General features: G+C 44.4%; 18 protein-coding genes and 1 pseudogene. 6 read left to right on the forward strand and 13 right to left on the reverse strand.

The genetic code is table 11. The features are described from left to right. Window positions 1–302 precede the first annotated feature (302 nt). Window positions 303–3,962 (reverse strand): NACHT and WD40 repeat domain-containing protein, encoded by a 3,660-nt coding sequence (locus H6G03_RS31060; protein WP_242060504.1) that lies wholly within the window; start codon window positions 3,960–3,962, stop codon window positions 303–305. A 104-nt stretch (window positions 3,963–4,066) separates the two neighbouring features. Then, window positions 4,067–5,356, reverse strand: coding sequence for an RNA-guided endonuclease IscB (gene iscB, locus H6G03_RS31065; RefSeq protein WP_190473682.1), 1,290 nt, complete (start codon window positions 5,354–5,356; stop codon window positions 4,067–4,069). A 568-nt stretch (window positions 5,357–5,924) separates the two neighbouring features. Here iscB and H6G03_RS31070 point away from each other — a divergent pair. Beyond that, window positions 5,925–7,307, forward strand: coding sequence for a cytochrome P450 (locus H6G03_RS31070; RefSeq protein WP_190473685.1), 1,383 nt, complete (start codon window positions 5,925–5,927; stop codon window positions 7,305–7,307). Between the two features lie 267 nt (window positions 7,308–7,574). Continuing rightward, complete coding sequence (locus tag H6G03_RS31075; RefSeq protein WP_190473687.1) at window positions 7,575–8,825, forward strand: CHRD domain-containing protein; 1,251 nt, start codon at window positions 7,575–7,577, stop codon at window positions 8,823–8,825. A gap of 32 nt (window positions 8,826–8,857) precedes the next feature. On the opposite strand, the gene H6G03_RS31080 is transcribed toward H6G03_RS31075, so the two are convergent. From H6G03_RS31080 to H6G03_RS31095, 4 genes and pseudogenes are all read right to left on the reverse strand, one after another. Then, window positions 8,858–9,685: a class I SAM-dependent methyltransferase gene (locus H6G03_RS31080; protein ID WP_190473689.1), complete on the reverse strand. Its 828-nt coding sequence runs from the start codon at window positions 9,683–9,685 to the stop codon at window positions 8,858–8,860. A gap of 66 nt (window positions 9,686–9,751) precedes the next feature. Next, window positions 9,752–10,360 (reverse strand): nucleotidyltransferase family protein, encoded by a 609-nt coding sequence (locus H6G03_RS31085; protein ID WP_190473708.1) that lies wholly within the window; start codon window positions 10,358–10,360, stop codon window positions 9,752–9,754. A 15-nt stretch (window positions 10,361–10,375) separates the two neighbouring features. Beyond that, on the reverse strand, window positions 10,376–11,341 hold the full coding sequence (locus H6G03_RS31090) for an XdhC family protein (RefSeq protein ID WP_190473710.1): 966 nt from the start codon (window positions 11,339–11,341) through the stop codon (window positions 10,376–10,378). Between the two features lie 600 nt (window positions 11,342–11,941). Beyond that, window positions 11,942–12,178 (reverse strand): annotated as a pseudogene (locus tag H6G03_RS31095) (Rpn family recombination-promoting nuclease/putative transposase); the annotation flags it as partial. A 323-nt stretch (window positions 12,179–12,501) separates the two neighbouring features. Between H6G03_RS31095 and H6G03_RS31100 the strand changes: the two are divergent. Further along, window positions 12,502–12,744: an NfeD family protein gene (locus H6G03_RS31100; protein ID WP_190473712.1), complete on the forward strand. Its 243-nt coding sequence runs from the start codon at window positions 12,502–12,504 to the stop codon at window positions 12,742–12,744. 278 nt (window positions 12,745–13,022) lie between these two features. On the opposite strand, the gene H6G03_RS31105 is transcribed toward H6G03_RS31100, so the two are convergent. Further along, window positions 13,023–13,220, reverse strand: a complete 198-nt coding sequence (locus H6G03_RS31105; protein ID WP_190473714.1) for a DUF2283 domain-containing protein — start codon at window positions 13,218–13,220, stop codon at window positions 13,023–13,025. Window positions 13,221–13,259: 39 nt separating this feature from the next. Further along, a complete protein-coding gene (locus H6G03_RS31110; protein WP_190473716.1) occupies window positions 13,260–15,614 on the reverse strand; it encodes a tetratricopeptide repeat protein in 2,355 nt (784 codons plus the stop codon). Window positions 15,615–15,874: 260 nt separating this feature from the next. Here H6G03_RS31110 and H6G03_RS31115 point away from each other — a divergent pair, with 260 nt between their 5' ends. Then, the gene (locus tag H6G03_RS31115) at window positions 15,875–16,012 is read left to right on the forward strand and encodes a hypothetical protein (protein WP_190473718.1); all 138 of its coding nucleotides are present in this window, start codon (window positions 15,875–15,877) and stop codon (window positions 16,010–16,012) included. Between the two features lie 221 nt (window positions 16,013–16,233). Here the strand turns inward: H6G03_RS31115 and H6G03_RS31120 are convergent, their stop codons facing one another. From H6G03_RS31120 to surE, 4 genes are all read right to left on the reverse strand, one after another. Continuing rightward, window positions 16,234–17,274 (reverse strand): DUF1611 domain-containing protein, encoded by a 1,041-nt coding sequence (locus tag H6G03_RS31120; RefSeq protein WP_190473720.1) that lies wholly within the window; start codon window positions 17,272–17,274, stop codon window positions 16,234–16,236. A gap of 685 nt (window positions 17,275–17,959) precedes the next feature. Continuing rightward, a complete protein-coding gene (locus H6G03_RS31125; RefSeq protein WP_190473722.1) occupies window positions 17,960–19,000 on the reverse strand; it encodes a dipeptide epimerase in 1,041 nt (346 codons plus the stop codon). A 119-nt stretch (window positions 19,001–19,119) separates the two neighbouring features. Continuing rightward, window positions 19,120–19,506: a four helix bundle protein gene (locus tag H6G03_RS31130; RefSeq protein WP_190473723.1), complete on the reverse strand. Its 387-nt coding sequence runs from the start codon at window positions 19,504–19,506 to the stop codon at window positions 19,120–19,122. Between the two features lie 30 nt (window positions 19,507–19,536). After that, on the reverse strand, window positions 19,537–20,352 hold the full coding sequence (gene surE, locus H6G03_RS31135; protein ID WP_190473725.1) for a 5'/3'-nucleotidase SurE: 816 nt from the start codon (window positions 20,350–20,352) through the stop codon (window positions 19,537–19,539). Between the two features lie 446 nt (window positions 20,353–20,798). Between surE and H6G03_RS31140 the strand changes: the two genes are divergently transcribed. Both H6G03_RS31140 and pheS read left to right on the forward strand, forming a co-directional pair. Next, window positions 20,799–21,908: an RRXRR domain-containing protein gene (locus tag H6G03_RS31140; protein ID WP_190473727.1), complete on the forward strand. Its 1,110-nt coding sequence runs from the start codon at window positions 20,799–20,801 to the stop codon at window positions 21,906–21,908. Between the two features lie 56 nt (window positions 21,909–21,964). Then, a complete protein-coding gene (pheS, locus tag H6G03_RS31145; protein WP_190473729.1) occupies window positions 21,965–22,969 on the forward strand; it encodes a phenylalanine--tRNA ligase subunit alpha in 1,005 nt (334 codons plus the stop codon). Between the two features lie 243 nt (window positions 22,970–23,212). Here the strand turns inward: pheS and H6G03_RS31150 are convergent. Next, window positions 23,213–24,744: putative bifunctional diguanylate cyclase/phosphodiesterase (locus H6G03_RS31150; protein WP_190473731.1), on the reverse strand; the 1,532-nt coding region annotated here is incomplete at its 5' end.

A 24,744-nucleotide genomic window follows, 5' to 3' on the forward strand; every position in this document is an offset into this window, starting at 1 on the left:
GCTCAACTTTTATCTATCGAGTCGATCGCGTCAGTAAAACTTTACTCTTAGGAGTTTAGACATCGCACCTGCGGTGCGATAGTCTAAACTCCAGTTATTTACTGACTGGGCGAAAATCTCATCCGTCTTATCTGTGTTGTAATGTGCCAAGAGAAAAAAGCAATTATAGCTAGGGCGTCGGGGCTAGGGATTAGGGAAGAGGGAGAGGGAAGAGGAGGAATTTTTGAATGATTCACTTTCCCTAACCCACCATACGATTAAATAAGTTTTTATTATCACCACAAAAACAGGAGATCCAAAAATTATTGCTGTTTTGCACCTAATGCTTTAAGTGTGGCAATAGCGGTTTCTGTTAAACCGCTAACACCTGTAATATTCATGCCTTCGTAAGGTCGATCGGTCTTGAGGGTTTTCAGACACTCACCTGTATCTACATCCCACAATTTAATTGTCTCGGAATCGCTACCGCTGGCTAAAATATTGCCATCGGGACTAAAAGCAACCGACCAAATATAACCGCTATTTGCTTGTAAAGTTTGGCGACGTTCGCCGCTGGTAATATCCCACAAACAAACTGTGCCGTCTGTACTGCCACTGGCGAGAAGCTTGCCATTTCGACTAAAGTCAAGACAGTTGATTGTAGCGGTGTGTCCCTGGAAAATTTGCAGACATTCGCCAGTGTTAATATCCCACAATCTGATTGTGCGATCGAAACTGCCGCTAGCAAGAATATCCCTGCCTTTGAAGGAAGTTGGAGAAAAAGCAACCGATTGCACCCAACTGAAGTGCCCCTGCAATATTTGCAGGCATTCGCCAGTGGTAATATCCCATAATCTGATTGTGCGATCGAAACTGGCGCTGGCAAGAAGACCCCCTTCATTTCCACCGCTACGGGGGGAAGTGGGAGAAAAGGCAATTGCATAGATTAAACTCGGATGTTCTTGCAATATTTGCACGCATTGACCGCTATTAATATGCCAAATTCTGATAGTTTTATCTTCACCAGCACTGGCTAAAATATGTCCGTTGGGACTGAAGGCGATCGACCATATCCAACCAGTATGTCCCTGGAATGTTTTGAGGGGTTGTCCGGTTTGCCAGTCCCATATTCTGACGATGCGATCGCCTCCACAAGCTAACATATTTCCATCCGGACTTAAGGCAATTGACCAAATCAAACCGCTATCTATTTGCAAAGTTTTTACGCACTTGCCTATTTCTACATCCCATAATTTAATAGTGCGATCGCTACCGCTAGCTAATAATAGTTTGGAGTGGGAAAGTGGGGAAGAGAAAGCAACCGAATGGACAAAATCGCGATTTCCCTGGATAGTTTTCAGACAATTACCGGTGCGGATATCCCAAAGTTTGACTGTCCGGTCTATGCTACCAGTAGCCATAAAAATCCTGTTAGGATGGAATGCGATCGCACCCACCCAACTCGCATGACTTTGCAAATTTAGACGACAACTACCATCGGCAACATTCCACAATCTAACTGTACTATCTCCACCCCCACTCGCTAGCGTTGCGCCATCCGGACTGAAAGCAACGCGCCACACCCAACCATTATGTCCGTGCAAAATTTGGCGACAAGTACCAGTTACCGCATCCCACAATCGCACCGTCGAATCATCGCTGCAACTTGCCAAAGTTCCGCCATCCGGACTAAAAGCAACGCACCATACCCAACCATGATGTCCCGGCATTTCTAAACGGCAAGTACCGCTAGCAACATCCCAAATTTTCACCGTACCTTCTACGCTGCCACAAGCAAGCATTTTTCCATCGGGACTGAAAGCAATAGAAAATACCCAACTTCCACCAATCTCCCAAGTTTGGAAATATTCGCCGCTTTCCACATCCCAAAGTTTAATTAAACCCTCACTGCCGCAAGCTAATATTTTTTCATCCGGACTGAAAGCAACAGATTGCACCCAACTTTTATGTCCTGCCAATGTTTTGAGACATTTACCGTTAGAAATATCCCACAATTTGACAGTATTATCTTCACCGCCGCTGGCAAGGATACCCGCCTCATTTTCCTGACCGCGAAGGGAGGTTGAACTGAAGGCAAGTGTCTGTACCCAACCTTTGTGTCCCTGCAAAGTTTGTACGGGTGTCGATCGCAATATTTCTGCTCCTTCGCTAATTCTCCACAAGCGAATTTCCCCATCGCTATCGCCTGTAGCTAAAAGTTTTCCATCTGTACTAAAAGCTACTGAAAAAATGTTTCTGAAGGTTTCGTTGAAAACGCATTTGGCGAAGTTGGCATTCTGGAAATTAACGTTATGCAGCTTGAGGTCTTGCAGGTAAGCTTGCCAAATCGCTAAATCGGAAAAATCGTAGCCGCTTAAATCTGTCTGGAGTTGACGCAAGATATTGAGAGTGTTTCCACCTGCATAACCTTGTTGAGATAAAGGTTGACTTTTCAGGTTGGCCAGGATTTGCATTAATCGATTTTCAATATTAGTTTTTGTCCCGAAATGGCAGAGTAGCTCGGCGATAATTGGGTTGACAATCAGGCGAATTTGTGTATCTCTTACATAGTCGAGAGATTCCGCTTTAATTAGTGCGAGACTGCGGAAAAGCCCTATCTCTTGAGTGGAAATCTCGTCGCAAATTTGCTCGATCGATCGAGCCGTGACATATTCCATTATCACCGGTTGCAAGGTGAAACGAGCCGCGCTTTTTTCCAGAAGATATCGCCTCCCCAAAGATTCCAGCGCTTCCAGTAATTTGGCCGATCGCACTGGCGATACGATATCCTCTCGCAATTGTGCCAGGGAAACAGGTTCGCGATCGATCGCCAGCCAATACATCACCTCTTTTTCTAAGGCAGACAGGCGATTGAAATGTCGGTCTAGCAAATCGCGAATATCGCCAAATATTATCGCATTTTGCGATAAAAAATCGGCGATATTGCCATCGAATAATTCTTGAATAGTTGTGGAAATTATCTTTAACGCTAGAGGGTTTCCCGCGTAGCGACCTATCAGTTCTTGCCATTCTTCTGCTGAAGCGCGAAAAAATCCTTTGGTTCTAAATATTTCTTGTCCGTCTGTAGGTTGCAAACCCGTTAATTGGAGCGATCGCACAGGCAATACCGCTCCTTCCAATGCAGCAATTTCTTTTGGTTTTTCTCGACTCGTCAGCAACAAACAACTTTGATGTTGCGTTTGTCCTATTTGTTTGAATAGTTCCCCATAATCTTCATATCCCTCTCGGTAATAACCCGCTCTTTCGCCATCAGATAAAATGGTTTCTACGTTATCTATTATTATCAGACAGCGTTGCGATCGCAGCAACTCACACAATTGCGATATTTTCTGTCCGATCTGCTTCGGTAAATCTATTTCTCGGTAATTTGATAAAAACTGAATTAAATTAGCGAGAATCTCTTCAATTGGTGGCGCATTGCGGAGACTGCGCCAAATTACACAATCGAATTCCTCTTGAATTTGTTGCGCTAATTTAACAGATAAAGCCGTTTTGCCAATTCCACCAATACCCAGCAGCGCCACTAAACGACAGTTTTCTTGTGTAATCCAATACTCCAACTTAGCAATTTCATCCGTGCGACCGTAGAAAATCGATACATCAACAGCCTCACCCCAATCAGTTCGATTTTGGATTTTTTCTCCTCTGTTCCCCCGCTCAAGAGCTCCCCCGCTCCCCCGCTCGTTAGAATCCGGTCTGATATAGTCTTGCGGTAGTAATTCTAAGTCAAAGGCGCGGAAAAAGCACTCCAATGTCTGCTTATCGACGCCTTCCTCGTGCGCCAATACCTTCGCAACGGTGAAAGGAGCGAGTTGAGTGCGATCGCTCAATTCCTCTAAAGTAAACTTATTGCCATCATTCTCCTCAATTTCCGCCTCTCGCCTCGCTTCGATCAGCTTTTTCAAGCCTGGGAAAGAGAGGACAACACCGCGTTTGCGTCTTTGCTTGTGCAGATCCATCATGGTTAACGTCCACCTTAAATGCGATAAGGGGGCGGACATTGAACCCGATAGGGTCAGTGTCCGGGGAATTGTCGCCAACTAACAAATTGAGCGATAGCGAATCATTATTGAGAGAATTCGTACTCATAGCCGTCTGCCTTGTGAATTGCTGTTAAATATTTCGGGTTAACATCAAAACATTTACCCTTAATAGAAAGTCGAAAACTTGGTCTAAATCTAATAGCAATTCTTCCCATATAATTGCCAGCAAACTTACCATTAGGAATGCAAGCTTTGACTAAATCGCCAGTTTGGAAACCTATAAAATACTTGCCTCTTTCGGCGTGAGAAATAGGGAATCCATGTTTGTTGGTATTACATATTTGTCTTGTTCCATGTCCTTTGGCTATCACCAAAAATGGCTTAACTCCTTTTAGTAATAGTTTCTCAGGAGTGGATTGACCAACACAAGCCGCGTCAGCCCAGTGAGATTTTTCAATCTCTCTAATTTTGCGATTAAACTTAGTCGTGCCACCAGTTCCAGTTTCAACAAGCAAACCAGTATTTTGCAGTCTCCTAAACAATTCCCATCGAGTTGAGTTAACTGCTGCTGCATCCTTTAATGGTGCTTTAGCTTGTGCCAAAATCTTCCTGAGAAGTTCCGGCTTTTTCTTTAGGAATTGTTCGATTGGTCTATCCCCTTTAGCTTGATTACATTTACGACAAGCCAAAGTTAAGTTACTAATCCGATTACTTCCTCCTTTTGATTTGGGGTAAATGTGTTCTACCTCTAATGGTATATTTTCAGCGCCGCAATAAACGCAGTTTCTCCCCCATTTATGTAACAGGTATTCTTTCACCTCAAAGCCAAACAAGTCGCCTCTTTGATATTCGATACTATCAATTTCTGGATTTTGCAGTTTATGGGTATCAAACTTCACTAATTCCTGAGAAATAACAGTAATTGGGCAAAGTTTTCTCAGCCTTCTTACCCAAGTTTCAATATTTATAACTCGACTTTCCAAGGATGGCGGAAGCCATCCTTTTTTGCGAGTGCGGTTAAGAAACCTGGGTTGACGATAACGAGTCTTTCTGTTTCTCCTTCCTCGTCTTAAGGCTCTCCGAGACAAGAGAGCATTTTTGATCTGCTGTCCTCGGTGAGTAATTTCTAAAGCGTTTGTTACTCTGCCAGTTTCTTCTTGAACTACGGCAATTCCAGTAACTTTACTGCCTGGGTCGATTTTGATTCGGTGGGAATGGGTAACAGAATCTTCTACGGTTCTGTCCTGTAAAACAATGGTGAAAGGATAGCGTCGAAAAACTTTGGCTCTCCCTTTTTTGAGTAGTTCTCTTGCCCTTGCTGAATGGCATGGGTCAAGAGGTTGTAAGTTTTTGTCTAATACGAAAACACGCATTACTGCATCTCTCAATAAATGGTTAGGTTTGCCTCGCCAATGTTATTCGGGCTTGCTCTTGTCTGAAGCACTAGCTTTTCCCTATGACTTGTTTAACTCCAGACGACAGAGCTTTAAACTGGCAAGCATTTAAAGGTGTCGTGACCCGAATAACGTAGTTCTTAACAAGAACTTAGGCTGGTCAACAGGGCTTACGATTTCCCGCAAGCCCACACTGTACCGTTAGGTCAGTGTGGGTAGTTGACTGTGGCGGCACTTTGGCTGACTTTAAGTAAGATAGCTCACAAAGCTGGAGTTCGTGTAGCTCTTTTTGGACGATATAGATTTCCAAAAAATGTGCGCGGTGTGCGCTGGTAGCAAAGTTTGCTCCTATGTACGCAAATCCCAGCCGCAACTACAGTAAAGTTATGTTAAGTTAGCAGCTTAACGCCTTTATCTTTACTGGCGCAAATGCGATCGCACATACACACTGAAAGTAGTCAGTAGTTAGTAGTTAGTAGTCAGTAGTCAGTAGTCAGTAGTCAGCGGTTATTTAACTACCCACTACTCAACAGTAGGAGAATTAAACATGGTAACATTACAAGAAAATCGTCAAAGCGAACCAATAGCCAAACAGCTTCAGAGCGTAAAAGTTCCCAGAATTTTACAAACATTCCGGGGAATTCTTTGGCCTATAAAGTATCTAGAAAAAGCCTTTCAGGAATACGGCGACATCTATACGGCTGAATTTGCAGGCTTTCCCAAACAAGTAGTAATCGCCAATCCCCAAGCAATTCAAGAAATTTTTACCGCCGATCCCAAACTGTTTAATTCTGGGGAAGCAAACAAAATTTTGCAGCCTTTATTCGGCAATTATTCCCTGTTACTGCATGATGGCGAATATCACCAGCGCCAAAGAAAACTTTTAATTCCTCCCTTTCATGGCGAACGGATGAAAGCATACGGTGATATCGTCTGCGATATTGCGGAAGAAGTGATGAGTAAATGGACGATCGACAAACCATTTGAAGCTCGCTCATCCATGCAAGAAATTTCCCTGCGAGTCATTCTACGCACAATTTTCGGTCTGGATGAAGGAGAGCGTTACGAAAAACTAAGGCAACTCCTGACTTTGCTGCTGGATACTACCGGTTCTCCTTTACGGTCTAGCTTTGTGTTTCTGGAAGTGCTGCAAAAAGATTTAGGCGCGTGGAGTCCGTGGGGAAAATTCCTGCGGTTAAAACAGCAAATTAACGAACTTCTCTACGCTGAAATTCGCGAACGTCGGGCTAAAAATGACTTATCTGGCGAAGACATTCTCACCTTAATGATGTCAGCTCGCGATGAAGAAGGTCAGCCGATGACAGATGAGGAATTAAAAGATGAATTGATGACGTTGCTGTTTGCAGGTCACGAAACTACAGCAACAGCTTTGGCATGGGCATTATACTGGATTCACCGTCAGCCGGAAGTCCGGGAAAAACTATTGAGAGAGTTAGATACTCTCGGTGAAAATCCAGACGCAAACGCGATCGCTAAACTTCCTTATCTTAATGCTGTCTGTTCGGAAACATTACGAATTTACCCGGTGCTTTTGTTTACTTTACCGCGCATTACAAAAGCGCCTGTAGAAATTATGGGCTATCGCTTTGAACCGAACACAATGCTATCTCCCTGCATTTATTTGATTCACCATCGCGAGGATTTATATCCAGAACCGAAACGTTTTAAGCCAGAACGTTTTCTGGAACGTCAATACTCGCCTTATGAGTTCTTGCCGTTTGGCGGTAGTAACCGTCGCTGTATTGGCATGGCATTTGCTATGTTTGAAATGAAACTGGTACTGGCGACAATTCTGTCAAAATTGGAACTGTCTCTTGCCGTTAATCGCCCGGTTGTAGCTGCACGCAGGGGCATTACTATGGCACCTGTGGGGGGTGTGCGCCTGGTTCTTAAAGGTCAGCGCACTTAATTTTTATCTGAAAATTTAGAGAGTGCGATCGCATCATCTGCGGCTGTAAAAAACTCATCCTGAAGAGAGATGAAAAAAATCAGCCAATGCGATCGCACTTTGTTTTTTCAAATGAGTTAAATTTTATTTGAAATATCCTTGAGAATCCAATATATTTCTAACAAGAATTGTCGGTTAGGTTGAGCAATAGGGAAACCCAACTGCCATCGTTCCAGGTTAAAAGTCCAAAAGGGTCAACATCTGAAGACGAAAAGGAAAATTCTTTACATGGCTAACATATTCAAAGCATCCTTGACTGGCGACCAAGAACCAGCTCCCACCGGGTCTAAAGCGATCGGTTTTGCCGGTGTGGAACTCAACGACGCCGGCAATGCCTTGACATACACCCTAAACATTAGAGGCTTGGACTTTGGGCCTTTGTTGGGCTTAGCGCCTCAGACTCCGAACACAGCGGATGATGTGACGATGGCGCACTTCCATACTGCGCCTCGTGGTGTCAACGGCCCTGTTGTCTTCAATATTTTTCCTGTTGACGATAAAGACGATCAGATAGCAGCGATTAATCCGGATGGCACGATAACCATCACCGGCATTTGGGAACAAACCGACACAGCCAAGCAGCCACTGAGTACTTTTGCCAACCAGCTCAAAAGCGCTGGCCCAGGTGCAGACACAACACTGTACTTCAATGTGCATAGCAATGCCTTCCCCGGTGGTGAAATTCGCGGCCAAATCGCTGCCACGACAGGCATTGTCATTCAAGGAACGGACGTCTCGGACAATCTCGTGGGCAGTGAGGGAGACGACACCCTATTTGCCAAAGGGAATAATGACAGTCTTTCTGGCCGTGGCGGTGACGACTTGTTTAACGGCAATCAAGGCAGCGACACCTTGAATGGAGGTGCAGGCAACGATACCCTCTACGGCGGTAAAGACGATGACTTCCTCTTCGGCAATGAAGGTAATGACGTTCTCATCGGCAACTTGGGGGCGGACAATCTCGCTGGCGGGAAGGGAGACGATTTGTTATTTGGCAATGAAGGCAGCGACACCCTAGATGGGAACGCAGGCAACGATACCATCTACGGCGGTAAAGATAATGACTTCCTCATCGGTAGCCTTGGCAACGATTCCCTCAGCGGCGACTTGGGAGACGATACCCTTGGTGGCGTTGATGGCAGCAGTGCCAGTCCTGGATTGGGGGAGATAGATACCCTGAGTGGGGGAGATGGAGTCGATCGATTTTTACTGGGAAAAAGCAATGTGTTTTACTACAACGATGGTAATGATGCCGATGCCGGCCTAAACGACTACGCTCTAATTACTGACTTCAAAGCTGGGCAGGATGTCATCCAGCTGCGCGGTGCGGCTAATAACTATACGTTGGCTGCATCTGGAGGTAATTTACCGACAGGAACGGGTATCTTCCTTGTGTCATCCGGTCAAAACGAGCTGGTAGGAATTGTGCAAGGAGTTACCGATTTGACTTTGGGAAGTAATTCTTTTATTTTCGTTTAGATTGTCGGGTGGGCATTGCCCACCTTATCGAATTACGGCTTTTCTCCGGATGCCACTAGCGCCGCCATTGGCAAAAGTAATTTGTTGTTTGTGATGTAGTTTAAGGTTGTTTGATTGACGGCGGCGCGGATATTTTCCAGAGATTTACTATCTTGAACTCTCAGCAAACCGCCCGTTCTAGCCGTGCCTTCATAAAAAGCATCAAAAAGTTCGTTGCCATCGGCTAGTTCCCACTGCATGGGAACTGTCTGCACGGCAACATTTTTAAAGCCTACAGTTTGTAATGAATCGATGCACCGATCGCGATCGCTAAATCGGAAAAAGGGTGGCCCTTCTGGGAGCGCAACTTTGGCATCGCCATAAGTTTCGATCGCTGGCAGCATGATTTGGAATGCGACGCAATGTTCTGGCTTTTCCCAGACAGCAAAGGCAAATTTTCCGCCGCTGCGAATAACCCGAAATGCTTCGCTCAGCGCTTTTTCTGGCTGCGCTAAATGCAAGATGCCAAAATTCATCACCGCCGCTTCAAATTGAGAGTCTGCAAAAGCTAAAGATTCCGCATCGCCTTGTTGAAATTCGATTTGGGGATGTAGTTCTTTTGCTTTCGCCACCATCGCTTCTGCAAAATCGACCCCAGTTACTTGCCATCCTCTTTGAAATGCTGCCGCCGCTACGTAGCCAGGGCCACTGGCAATATCGAGCAATTTCTTACCCCCACCAGCATCGACAGCATCGAGCAGAGGAGCGATGGTTTGTTTGGTGAGATTGCCAAAAGAAGAATGATATTTTTCTACTGATTTCTGCCATCCCTCATATTCAAATTCTTTAAAAGCATTGACGCGATCGCTAGCGTTTATCATAGTTAATTAGAGCTTATACTTATAAACAAATTTTTAATATACATCCAGAACGTTTGATTGTCAATCCTAATATAAATCTAACTGCCTTTGGTATTCTGCGGGAGTATTGATATCGGCAATCACAACTGGCGTATCGAATTCAACTTTCTGGATTTCTGGATAAAAATCTTGCACGATTTGGCGCAATCCAAAACTTTCTTCTCGAATATTTTGTAAGTAAGGTAACGCTTGGTTGGCAAAAAATAAAGGATGTCCTAACTTACCTTTATAAGTCGGTGCGGTAATTATGGCAGCGTTGCTGATTTGGAATTGCAATAATTTTTGGTAAATTGCAGTCGGTCTGGGTTGATCGACTGCTGAGATAACCAAAATTTGCACATTTTTGGGAATTAATTGCAATCCGGTTAAGATAGAACTGGTTTTGCCTTGGCTGGGGTCGGGATTGATAATAACCTTGGTGCTGGGGGGACAATCTTTTTGGCGATCGCTATTATGTGGCCCAAGCACTACCACAGGTGCGATCGCTGCCAGCAGAAATTGTTCTACTTGGTAAGATAGTAAAGTTTTGCCATCCAGCCAAGGAAGAGAAGCCTTGCAAACACCCATTCGGCGGGATTTACCTGCTGCTAGAACGATCGCGAAGTATCGCGGGGGAGAAAAGAAATCAGTATTCATGAGAATTAAATTTAGTTACTTAATAGAGTGTATTTGCTCTGATAAAGATCGCCCTGTTCCGCCGCGACGAACTTTGATTAATTCGGCGCAGATACTAACAGCAATTTCCTCTGGCGTTAAAGCACCGATATCCAAACCGATGGGAGCATAAATTGATTTTAATTGCTTTTCGGGATATCCTTCTTGTTGTAATTGTTGTCTGACTAAACGAACGCGCTTTAAAGAGCCGATCGCACCGATATATTTTGTGTTTAATTTCAATAAAATTCGCAATGCTGCTAAGTCGTGTTGCATTCCCCGCGTTACCAGTGCGACATAAAGATTTTCGGGTCGTGGTAATTGGCAATTGGTAATCGGTAATGCTAAAATAGCAGAAGCTTGAGGAAAGCGTTCTTCGGTAGCGAATTCTGTGCGATCGTCTTGTACAATTATCCGAAATCCTGCTAAATGAGCAATTTGAGCTAACGGTAGAGCAATGTGACCGGCACCAATTATTAATAATGTTGGCAGAGGCAACAAAGTTTCTCGATAACAGGAATTAGTTTCTGGTTTGTTATCGTTATTTGCGATTTCTAAATAGGGCTGTAAATTTTGGTTGAACGGAGTGAGAAGTATAGCAGAATTTCCAGATGAAAGGATATCGATAATTTGATTGACCAGCGTCAGATTGGCGCTTGTCCAGCGTTCCAGCCATACTTGCATTGTACCGCCGCAGACACCTTGAGTTTCGCGATCGCGTGCGCCCGATAAATCAATTTCCACAAATTGTTTTTCACCAGTTTCTAACACTTGGAGAGCTTGTGCGATCGCTTTGGCTTCCCCAGCACCACCGCCAATTGTACCGATAATGCGATTATTTGGGCAAACAATCATTTTTGCGCCTACTTCTCTGGGGACAGAACCTTTAATACTGATGACAGTGGCGATAACTACTGGGCTTTTCTGGAGACTTTGACCTAGTTTTTGGTAGAAATCAAGCATTTTGCCAGGGTCACTTTTGTAGGGTGCCTTAACGAAGTGTAACGCACCGACAACTGTTGGGGGATGCTGTGCTGCGGTAACGCGAACGCACGCTACCAGCTACTGAGTAGAAGGCACTAGAATTTCTCCTTTTCTCGTTCCCAAGTTTTATCTGGGAATGCGATCGCAAAGTTCTACCTCCTGGGGTGTCATATTTCAGTTAAATATAATCTTTAACTATGGCGACTTATGCTATAATAAAATAATCGCACTCATTTGTGCGCGATCGCCAATTTCAAGGCAAGCATTTAACTTTTCGGTCAGCTTCGCATAACTTGACAAGCGTTAATTATTCTTTTCCAAAACTTCACATAGCTTGACCGAAAATTTACACTCTTTCCCGTTAATCGCGCTAATATAGAAATTGAGAGCCCTAAAGGGGCATAACTGAGCCACTTAATTGGAAACTGCCAAACCTACAAATGGCAACTTATAAGTATCCTTTTAAAGAGGAAGCGGGGTAAAGCCCCGCTTTCTCATTGAGAGCGGATCGTAAGGGCTTGCTGAATAAATCTGCGATCGCTCTCACTTGAGAGTCTACAGAAGGTGTTTCAAGGACTTTCAGTTAGCAGACTGCTGTTGCGCCGCCTGACTGACTTCCTCTACATCCAATTCCAACGCCTGTGCTATTTGTTCCACAGTTAACCCCAATCCTAACAAGCGGGGTACTGTTGCTAATTTCGCTGCTATCTCACCTTCTTGGAAAGCTTCTTGATAAACTCTTGTTTGTTTTAACTCACTCAATCCAAACATTGCCTCGATCTCCTCTCGACTTTTACTGGGTAACTTATAGACTATAGAAGATGGAGTCTGTTTTCACGAATTAGGATAACTGTTGGGTTTATTTAATTTTAGTATAAAGGCGATCGCGTTCACATCATCGCTTTTTTTGGCGATCGGGAAGATAAGGAATTTATCCCGAAGTTAAGGAAGTTAAGCTAATTGGCGAATTCTGTTCGCTCAATTTTCCAGCCGCTGAAACGCTTGCTATTGCTGCATTTTCGGAAATATCGCTCCAAAAACTTATCTTCTTGCTTAACTTCGGTATCTCCGCTGGTTAAGTTTGGTGGGAAAGTGGAAACTAGACTCTATTACCCCAAAAGTTACAAGGGAGGTAATCAGTGGTTAGTTTATTTGCGCCTGCACAAATTGAGATGTTTTCAGAAGCGGTAATGGGAACGGTGGAGAAGACAATTTCTCAAAATCAGCCTGGAAGAGTTAAGTGTTTGGGGAGTTATTGGCCTGCTCGATTTTATCATTCTAATTGCGATGTTATTGTTTTTATCGATGAAGTTGTGAAAGTTGTTGGTAGACAGGGAATTACTATGCTTGTGGTTCCGGTAAGTTCAATTAAAACGGACTGATAGATTCGTATTTAGTCTACACCCGCCTCAGAATCAATTCTGAGGCTGATAGCGAAAGTCCGTTAAAACGGACTGAAATACAGCGGTTTCTCGCCTTCGTAGAGTACAGTTTTTATTTGAACCACAGATAAACACAGATGAATTGGCTGGATAGCGATGTACTACACGGAGTCCGAACCGCTATATTTGTCTTCAGTCCACTTCAGTGGACTTTCGCTATGAGCCTGGGGTTTGAACCCCAGGCGGGCTGTAAGCGAAGCAATTGACTGAGAAGAGGCTTATTTCGGGATAGAATATTCAACCAAACGGGGATTATCCATTCGTTTAGAAGCATCTAATATTTCTAAACCCACGATATTTCCTTCTTTGTCATAATCAACAATTAATCCAGGCTTTTCTTCGTCGCTTTCTTCAATAGGAGAATTGTTAAAAATGATTCTCATCACATCTACTTCAGAATCGTAGGTAATTTTCATGGCTGTTTCCTATATTTATCGATTCAGCGGTTAATGATTTTACCTATTTTCCATCGCCCGTTGCACTTTCTCAACTTGCTTGGGTGCTTCCATTTCGGTGAAGAGTTTAATTGCTTGTTGAAAATTTGGCTGACTTTTTTCGGTGTCACCCATTTTTTGATAAGTTAAGGCAAGTTGATAGTAAGCTTCGGCTAAGTCGCATTTAGCGCCTATTTTTTCTAGGAGTTCTATTGATTCTGTATGATGAGAAAGTGCGGTTGTAAAATCTCTCTGTTCTCGATAAAGTTCTGCTAGACCATAGAGAGCTTTTGCTTTTACTTGAGTGTAACCGATTTCCTTAGCAAATGAAATAGCTCTGCGGTACATCTCAAAAGACTTTTCAGTTTCTTCTAAATTTTTATAAGTTTTTCCTAAAAATAGTAAGCTATAGCCTTTAGTCCATTCGGTAACCTCTGTTATTAAAAGTTGCTGATAAGCTTTTTCTGCCAAATAATATGCTTCTTGTTCAAAACCCAAGCAAGACTTCAGGAACGCCAAGCAAAAACAAGCGTCCGCTGAATAGATATTAAATTCTGTATTTTTTGAAATTAATAAACATTCTTCAAAGTGTTTCATAGCTTCTTCAAGCTCCCAAAGATCTATTTTACAAAGACCTATATTTATTAAAAAAACTGCCTTTCTACTTTTAAAATACTTGCGCTTTTTTGTTTCTAAAGTATTTTCAGAGTTAGATTCTAAATATTCAGTGGCTATCCTGCTCGATTCTTGATGATACTTAATAGCTTTATTAAGTTCACCAATTAAATTATATAAATAGCCCATTATAATATTTAAATTTATCAAGCAGTAGGGATCATTAATGTGGTTGATTATAGGAGTTATTGCCAAAATAGTTTGTTGTAATAAACCCAGCCTCCAACAAGTAGTACCAAGGTTTTCTACAGCAATTAGCTGATTCTTATTTATATCTTTTACAATCACAGCCCCAGCTTGCTCATAATCATTAATCTCTACATAATGATAGTAAGCCTCAAAAGCTTTCAGTGCATCCTCTAAATTTTCAACCGTCTTCAGACTCTCCGTCCAAAACTCAGCAGCTTTCCGATTCCCTGTCTCCCAATCTTCACTTTCCCTCAATCTTTTTACCGCTTCTGCCCGAATCACTGGATGCAGCCAATATTCTTGATTACAAAATTCGACTAAAGACCTATCTCTCAACGATTTAATTACCCGTCGATGTTGACTATCTTGCACATCCCAAAGTAAACAAAACAAACCTTCAATCGGAACTCTTGGAACATCTTGATATCGATAACATCCCAAACGGCAGAGAAGTTTATAAGCAGATAAATCCAGTTGTTGCAAACGATTAAATTGACTAACAACTAAACCTTCTAATTCTCTCTCAATCAACAAATCATCTTTATTTGCTTGCCAATAAGCGACTAAATTATTGTTAAACTCCTTAATCGCACCACGGAAAATGTCCATAGCTTTGGCATTTCCCCCATAAGCTTGGTGCATGGCATTCAGCACTTCTGTATCTATCTGAATATTGCGGCTATTAAAAAACTTTTCCCATGCGGCGATATCCAAACCTTCTAAGCGATAATACTCAACTGTTACCGATGATTCGCGCAGGCATTCGCGGCTGGTAATTAGGGTAACAGATTGCACTGCTGGATCGGCTAAAGCAGTGAATAATTCTACATATTTTCGATGCGCTTCGATGCACCTGCCATTTCCATCTAGTGCTGGTTCCAGGTTATCAATTAATATGCCTATTCTTTGCTTGGGATTTCGCAAATGCTGCCTCAATCTATCCAGGGTAACGCCAAATTCTCGCCCTGGTTCTTCATCAAAATATCGCCGCAGCCATTCCTCAATTATACTTTCGGCAGAGGTAATATTTTGAGTTTCCTTTGCCATCCGCAGATCGAGTATTTTATCGAATCCCTGCGTGTTGAGGAATTGCCACGCCAGCGTTGTTTTGCCGATACCGCCTTTACCGTGAATGACGATCGCTTTTGCACCTTGTTGGATTAGGTTGTGGAGATATGCGATCGCACCCTCCCGCCCCACAAAATTCGGATCTTCCTTGGTTATAGCCTCTTTAGGCGGAGGAATATGGTCGCTTTCCTCCAGTGTTAACCCCAAAGCTGCGAACAATGCCTGGATAGACCTTTTATCAACTCCTTCTTCCCTCCGCAATATCTTAGAAACGGTATCGGTACTCAAAGTCCTTATAGACTTTGGATTATTGTGAGGCTTAGTTAGATCTTCTATCTTTTCTATCGTATGCTGACCATGAAACTTTTTTCTCAGCGTATCTTGCAGTTTATCCCAACCGCGATCGCTCAGTATACGTCCCCGATTTCGTTGCTGCTTATTCATCGCCGTTATCCGCCTAAGACCCCGATCGCCGAAGTTACACCGACCTTAAGGGAGATAATAGCGCTTTTGCCGATGTTAAGGCAGTGATGCGATCGCAAAATCTATCGTTTCTGGAAGCTGGAAAGCCCTACAATGGTGCTTTTCCAGAATTTTACTCAAAAAACCTAAGTTCCGGCTTATCGTCGGGATCTCCTCTGGTTGAGATTGTTGGCAAGTTGCACGATGGATTTAGCTGATAAATCAGGAGTCCACCAATCATCATGGAAGACAAAGATTTTCAAGACTTCTTAACCGCATTGGGAATTACTGCCAGCATCCTGACCATTTGGCCTTTTTGTCCCGCTTTAGCAATTGGATCGAGTGTGGCTATAGCAATTCACTTATATCGGATGAAATAACAAGAAAATAAAGACAAACAATAATTTAATCAACAAAGCTCACCTGGAAATCAATTTCCGGCGTCATAGCTGAAGTCCACGCTCAGTGGACTGAAATTTGTGCTTTTAGTCCTCTTGAGAGGACTTTCGCTATCAGCCTGGGGTTTGAACCCCAGGCGGGCTAAATAATTGACCGACATTTTAATATTTTCAAAACTTGGCGTCCTCTGCGTCTTGGCGGTTCAATTCAAAATCGCATCTACTAACAAATCGCCGCCAAACCTCACCACATCGGTACAAGGTAAACCCGTTTCTTTCTTAACTTGTTCGATCGCATCCTTCGCCGCCACATCATCTAAATGTCCGGTATTGAGTGCGATCGCAATCACTTTCACTTCCCCAAACGCACCCCCAGCACTACCAACCATCTCATACAATTTAATCGCTTCCGACAAAGGCGGAATTACAACATGAGGAAGATTGCGAATGTGAGTTTGTCCGGCGCGATGTACTAATATTAAATGTGTTGGTTGGGAACCGCGCAAAAGTGGTAATGTAGCTGTGGAACCTGGATGCAATAACGAACCTTGTCCTTCTATATATAGGATGTCGAAATCTTCTCCAAATCGCATCACCAATTGTTCGACTGCACCCGCTGCAAAATCTACCCGCACTGCATCTAGCGGTATACCATCACCGGATATCATAATACCCGCTTGTCCGGTGGCGAGAAATTTCGATCGCATTCCCCGTCGCAAGGAAGCGTGATGTAATTCCAGACAAGTTGACATTTTCCCGACTGCCATATCCGTACCGACTGCTAAGACGCGGCGACAGGAAAGCGATCGCGCTTTTGCAGTCCCAACTCTCAATCCAGCCGGTTCCTGGCGCACATCCCAAATCCATTCATTTTCTTTCACTAATCCCTGTATTTCTGGATGCGTCGCCAGTCGCGTGTGCAATCCATTGATGACTGATAATCCAGATGCTACTGCTTGTTTGATTTCCTCAAACCAGATATCTGGCAATATTCCACCTGAAGGCGCTATGCCGATCGCCAATACTTCGGGATGATAAGAAAGTGCTTCTTCTACAGAAGCAACGATCGGTACTTCGCGATTAATTCCTGTCAGTTTTGGCAATGATTCCCCAGCGCATTGCTTATCTATTACTGCTACTATTGGCGCTTCGCTGTAGCGTAACAAGGTTAGTCCGGTTTTTCCGTGAATGCCGCGAATTCCTTCGTGTAGCAAGATGGCTAGTTTTTGGTCGGGTTTGAGCATATATAGCTAGGGACTAGGGGCTAGGGACTAGGGGCTAGGGAAGATCTAAGAGGGAAAAGGTTACTCCGTAAGGGATTATGAACCAGAGGTAAGAGTTGGAGTTGTCTTAACCGACGAGAGCGGTTGCTATATAATGCAGATTTTTTTTACCGCAGATGAACGCAGATGAACGCAGATGTAATTGTAGATTTTTCGTTGGGGGAATGAATCACTGGGGATGGAGTTGAAGGGGATAGTTTCTTTGTTTATTAGTTTACTGGTTAGTTTCTCTTTTGTACATTTGGTTAGCTCGTTTATATTAAATTAGCTTATCCTTGATGGCGTTCTGTTTGAATATTTAAATCAAAAGCCCTTTTTTACCCCAAAAATAACTGAAAATCTTTTGCAACTATTGACGTAAATGCGTCGTTTGCGGTATCTTGACAGAAATGATAATCGGGGGAAGTATATCTAAATTGCTAAATGCTGTCTTACCCCAGTCTGAAAGCCTTATGTTTTCGTGTGTCTTATTTTTACTAGCTCGCTAAAATTGGCAATTTCTCGTTTGACGATGACTGGGTTTTTTGGTGTCCTCACGACCCACTTGGCGATCGCACTTGACAAATTTACTTTTTTATGTTATGGGGGCAGCTTTGCTTGCGATCGGGTGTTTTATCTCATCAATCCAAAATCCAAAATCCAAAAACTAAAATCGATTGATTCCCAAACCGGGTAGGTCGTTGGGTCGCAGGCAGCCATTTTCAATGATAGCACCTGTGAACGGATCGTCGATCAAATTGAGATGACTGTCCAAATCCAGGTAATCGGCGAGGGGGGAGAGATGGGAAAGGGCGGTATTTGCCAGGGAGCTATCGGAATAGCAACCGAACATCACCTGCAAATGATGCGATCGCGCTGTGTGGATCGTGCGGATTGCTTCAGACAAACCGCCAGATTTCATCAATTTAATATTGATGCCATCGACGCGATCGGCCAATTTGGGAATATCGCGACTGGTAAAGCAGCTTTCATCCACAAAAATGGGTAGAGGCGATTTCTGTTTGAGTGGTAACAAACTTTCCTCCTGTCCCGGTGGCAGAGGTTGTTCCACATAAACCACACCATGTTCCGCCAACCATTCGCACATTTTTACCGCATCGGACAAACTCCAACCGCCATTGGCATCGACGCTGATTTTAGCAGATGGTGCTGCTTGTCTGACAGCCGCGAACATAGCGCGATCGCTTTCAATTCCTTCGGGATTTCCCAATTTCACTTTTAGCACTTTCGCATCTATATAATTAACCCAATCGCGCACGCGCCCAACCGCAGCTTCGGGGGTATTGATGCCGACGGTGACAGAGGTGGGAACAATACGATCGCGATTTAATCCCCACATTTTCCACAAAGGCAAACCCGCCTTTTTCCCCAACCAATCGTGCAACGCCACATCCAAAGCCGCACGCGCCGCCGAGGGAAGTTGGGATGCGATCGAAAATTGTTCTATTTCTTGTCTATCGAAAGGACTGAATTTTTCTAGTGCTGGTGCGACTGACTGCAATGCCGCTAAAATTGACTCGGTTGTTTGACGTTGTTCTCCAATCGCAAAAGGCGAAGCTTCTCCCCAACCCACAATACCATCTGACTCTATTTCCACCCACACATTTGTCGTCTGAGCAGTAGTACCGCGACTGATAGTTAAGGGAAAGCGTTTGTTGACAGTAAATGTTTGAATGCGAATCTGCATATCGATTTGGGATTTGGGATTTGGGATTGGTTTCGCCTGAAAATGATGCAGCTTGACATTAGGAAGAATTTTTTGATGATTAGCCTTCAAATGAGAGGCTTGAAACCCCTTATTTTCGGTCAGTCGGGATCTTCCGGGTGTTGTTTAACGGCATTCTCTATATATAATAGATAGGCGTTGAGTTGTACTGACAGTTCATCGATAATTTCTTTGAGTTTATCGATATCCTCGATTGTCAAGAGAGAACGTTTGTAGGCTTGTCTCAAGCAATGTCTTGTTTCGTCGAGACAATCTTTCCCTATCCTGACAAAATCGCGATTGTCTTTGTAGTCGTGCGCTGTACCTTTAGCGATATTGGCACCGATGCTGTCCGCAGCAATAATAATTTGTCTGCCCAGCGTATTTTTCTCAAATTCATCCCATTTCGTCACAATTTGCCAAATCTCATTCCCCAGCTTTTCAGCGAGTCGGTAAACTTGTAATTTCTCGAAATCTGGTTTTGCCATATTTGTTTGACTTTTGACTGAGTGACTTTTCTAATCCTCATTCCCCTTGGCCGGAAAATTAAACTTCAATTCCTTTAAATTATTGAGACCGGTAGCCGAAGTGAGGTCGTACTGTAAAGGAGTGATTGTAATGTAATTATCGCGAATTGCCTTAACATCTGTAGGAATATCGAAAGGCAGATGAGGCTGAGTTTTAGGTTCCAATTCCTCCTGTAACTCTCCTGTCAACCAGTAATAAGTTTTGCCGCGAGGATCGACTCGTTTTTCAAACACATCGAAATAACGACGCACACCTTGACGGGTGATGGTAACACCTGCGATCGCATCCCACTTAACTGGCGGTACATTCACATTCAGCAACATCAACTGCGGTAAAGGTTGCTGCGCTAATTGTTCCAACAGCAGACAAGCAAACTGAGCCGCCGGTGCAAAATCTCGACAAGCGAAACTGGTAAGACTGATGGCGATACCGGGAATACCTTCAATCACACCTTCCATCGCCGCCGAAACCGTACCCGAATACAAGATATCCGTGCCTAAATTCGAGCCTTGGTTGATCCCGGAAATGACATAATCGGGGGGGCTATCCAGCAATGCCCACAATCCGAGTTTCACGCAGTCGGAAGGAGTACCCGAACAAGCCCAAGCCTTGATGGAAGGATGGAAAGTCGATTGTACCACTTCAGCGCGGATGGGGTCGTGCAGAGTCAAACCGTGTCCGGTAGCCGATCGCTCTCGATCCGGACAAACCACGCTGACATCGTGACCCGCCTCTGCCAAAGCATTGGCTAAAGTGCGGATACCCAACGCAAAAATACCGTCATCGTTACTTATAAGCAATTTCATCTATTCACAATTCCGGATTATCTCCCCATTCCGATTGTCAGAGATTATTGGTAACCGATCAAGGAGAATGGCAGAATAGGGGAGCAAGAAAATTAATCCTTTCTCTTTCCCTCTTCCCTCTTCCCTCTTCTCTAGCCCCTAACCCCTAGCCCCTAACCCCTAACCCCTAGCCCCTAACCCCTAGACCCTAGACCCTAGACCCTAGACCCTAAAAACATTAGCTTCAACTACCCCGCCCTAAGTAGAGGGCGGGGATTGTGAGGGGTAAGTCTCACAACACAAGTGTTGAATAGCTCACGGAGACACAGTTTGGCACGAACTACCGAATGCTTCCCCAGTTCGGTCTATCTTCAAGCCACCTTATCAGTGGCGTTGGGTCAAGCCAAGACATCCTGACTGTGTTGAGCGAGGGGACTTAAAACTGTTACTCGAAGGATTATCTCTTTATGCGAGTACCTGTATTATCTGCATCTGGGCAACCGCTAATGCCAACCAAGCCAAGTCGGGCAAGGCGATGGCTAAAAGCTGCTAAAGCCAAGGTTGTCTATAACGACCTCGGGATCTTCCAAGTCCAGTTAATTGAATGCCCGAAAGGTGAAAGAACGCAGCCAATTGCTGTTGGCATCGATCCGGGTAAACTCTACACGGGAATCGGCGTTGGGTCTGCTAAGTTTACTCTCTGGTTGGCACATCTCCAGTTGCCATTCAAAACAGTTAAAGAGCGGATGGAACAACGCCGAATGATGAGGAGAGGGCGTAGAGGTCGTCGAATCGACCGTAAGATTTCGTTCGACAAACGCGCACACCGCCAGAAGCGATTTGACAATCGCCGCCAATGCAAAATACCTCCTAGCATCAGAGCTAATCGCGAATTGGAATTGCGAGTAATTAGCGAGTTGTCATCAATTTACCCGCCTACCGATGTCGTTTACGAAATCGTAAAAGCAGCAGGCGACAAAGGATTTAGTCCTGTGATGGTCGGGCAAAAATGGCAGGTTAAAAACTTAGAAAAGTATGGGAAAGTCAAGCAATGCGAAGGCTGGCAGACGGCGAATACTCGCTGCTTTCTCAAATTAGAAAAACAGAAGCACTCCAAAGGGGATGCTATCCCAGCCACTCATGCAGTTGATGGCGTAGCATTAGCCTGCCAAGCCTTTATTCGGTATGGCATTGTCGATCGTCAAACAATGGGTTGGATAGGAGAGGTTCGCGTTACGCCAGCACCATTTACGGTGATTCGTCGCCCACCAATTTGCCGCCGTCAGTTGCACTTGATGATTCCGAGTAAAGGTGGTATTCGCCGCAAGTATGGCGGCACTGTTACCCGGCATGGTTTTAGAAAAGGCGATTTGGCAATCGCAACTCAAGGCAGCAAAACTTATCAGGGCTGGGTAAGCGGCGACACCGAAAAACAGGTTTCCGTTTCAGACCGAAACTGGAAACGGTTAGGTCAGTTCAGTAAAAACAAAGTCCGTTTGGTACAGCGAAGCACGGGTTTAATCGTGCTGCCAAACCGGAAATTATCAAATTTGATGGCATCGAACCATCAAATTTGACAAGCTATCCCTCTCCGGCCTGCTTCGCTGAGGCCGGAGTCTCCCGCAATAATCAGATGACGAATCAGCCGAACGAATTAGAGGCACAACTGAGTGCGCTCAAACAAGACGCGCAACAAGCAATATCTGTCGCCGAAACTCTCCCGCGCTTGGAAGAACTCCGAGTCGCATATCTGGGTAAGAAAGGTCAAGTGTCCCAGATACTGGGAGGGTTGGGGAAATTATCTGCCCAAGAACGTCCGCGCATTGGGGCATTAGCCAACGAAGTTAAGGAAGCTCTGCAAACTGCCCTCGATAACAAACGGGAAGCTTTGCAAGCTGCCCAAATTGAAGCCCAACTGGAGGCAGAAACTCTGGATGTCACCATGCCGGGAGTTTACCGCCCCCAAGGTCGGGTGCATCCAATCAATTCTGTCATCGATCGCACGATCGATATTTTCGTCGGTCTGGGCTACACCGTAGCCACCGGCCCGGAAATGGAGAACGATTACTATAATTTTGAGGCGTTGAATTTCCTCGCCGACCACCCAGCCCGCGATATGCAGGATACTCTCTACCTGCCAGATGGGAATTTGCTGCGAACTCACACTTCCAACATTCAAATTCACTACATGGAAGAAAACGACCCACCGGTGAGGGTTGTCGCACCTGGGCGGTGTTATCGGCGGGATACAGTCGATGCCACTCACGCCGCCGTCTTCCACCAAATCGAATTTTTTGCCGTTGATGAGGGAATTACTTTCTCAGACCTCAAAGGCACGATTAAGGTATTTTTGGAACAAATGTTTGGCGAAGAAATGCCGATTCGTTTTCGCGCCAGTTATTTCCCTTTCACGGAACCTTCAGCAGAAGTGGATATGCAGTGGAAAGGCAAATGGTTGGAAATCATGGGTTGCGGTATGATCGATCCCAATGTCCTCAAAGCTGTAGGTTACGACCCAGAAGTTTACACGGGATTTGCCGCAGGTTTTGGTGTGGAACGAGTGGCGATGGTGCTGCATCAACTCGATGATATTCGGCGGATGTATAGCAGCGACTTGCGCTTTTTGCGCCAATTCTAATTAATTTCAAATTTGAGATTTCAGATTGCAAATTTAATTAAATCGGCAATCTGAAATTTTAAATTATATTTCATATTGCAAAAAAAAACACTTTCTTATCTGCGTTTATCTGCGTTTATCTGTCTTAATCTGTGGTAAAAATTTAACCCGTAATTCCCACAGATAATCTTTCGTATCACTGATGTACAAACGGACACAATATCAAATCTGCAATCTGCAATCTAAAATCTGAAATTACCAATTTCATTTTAAATGGCAAATCGAATTCAATCTGAAATTAGCAATCTGCGATCTGAAATTATCAACGAGTAGTTGACTGGCTTCCTCAGCCGAAAGGGGATGGCTGAAGAGAAAACCTTGCATTTCTTCGCAATTGAGCGATCGCAAGCAGTTCATTTGTTCTACAGTTTCCACCCCTTCCGCCACAACGCTCAAGTTGAGACCTCGGCCCAAGGCAATGATGGCGCTGGTAATGGCGGCGGACTGGGGATCGTTCTCCAGATCCCTGACAAAGGCTCGATCGATTTTCAGCGTGTCGAACCCAAATTTCTTCAGATAGTTGAGGGAAGAATAACCGATGCCAAAATCATCGAGGGCGATGCGAACACCCATCCGCTGCAATTGCGCGATCTTGGCTCTAGAAAAATCGACATTCTGCATCGCAATCGTTTCTGTAATTTCCAATTCCAGAAACTCAGGTGCCAGTTTGGTTTCCTGCAAAACCTGGGCTACGGTTTCTACTAAACTCGGTTGTTGGAATTGTCTGACGGAGAGGTTAACTGCTATTCGCACTTTTGGCAAACCGGCATCTTGCCAAGCTTTATTTTGGGCGCAAGCTGTTTGCAAAACCCAAGTGCCGATCGCAAATATCAGTCCATTTTCCTCAGCCAGGGTGATAAAAGTTTTGGGAGAAATTAGCCCCAATTGGGGATGCTGCCAACGCACTAAGGCTTCCATATGAGTGATTTCGCCTGTGTTAACGTTGACTTGTGGTTGGTAGTATACTACAAATTGTTGTTCTTGAATAGCTTGGTGGAGACTATTTTCCAGTTCCAATAATTCCGAAGCTTGGGAATTCATTGCTGGAGTATAGATTTGATAGTTATTTCTGCCTTCTGCTTTAGCGCGGTACAAAGCAGCATCGGCATTGATTAAGAGGGTGTGTGCATCTTGACCGTGTTGCGGATAAATGGCTATGCCAATGCTGCTGGTAATGTAGAGTTGATGACCTTCTATATCAAAGGCAGGTTTGAGAACATCGATAATTCTTTGGGCTATTTTGGTGGCATCTTCTATGCCGTTAATTTCGGGTAGAAGGAGGGTAAATTCATCACCTCCCCAGCGAGCAATGGTATCATCGACTCGCAGGCAGCTTTTCAATCGTTGGGTGGCGCTCTGCAACAAGCGATCGCCCACGGCATGACCCAAGGTGTCGTTAATAGTTTTGAAGCGATCGAGATCGAGAAACATGACCGCCATTTTATTGCGGTGCTTGTGCGCTGTTTCCAAAGCTAGGGAAAGGCGCTCGTTAAGTAAAGTGCGGTTGGGTAAACCGGTGAGCAGGTCGTGGTAAGCTTGATACCTAATTGTAGCTTCTGCCAATTGCCGTTTTAGGGCTCCGCCGATACTAGCAGCCATCGCGATTAAAATCGATTCTTCACCGCTAGACCACTGACGCTGTTGGCGGTAATCTTCAAACCCAATATACCCCCACAATTGCTCGTCGATCGAAATAGGCACTCTCAATTGAGAAAGTGGGGGAGTGGGGGAGTGGG

The organism is Aerosakkonema funiforme FACHB-1375, from assembly GCF_014696265.1.
In the GTDB taxonomy this organism is placed as follows: Bacteria; Cyanobacteriota; Cyanobacteriia; order Cyanobacteriales; family Aerosakkonemataceae; genus Aerosakkonema; species Aerosakkonema funiforme_A.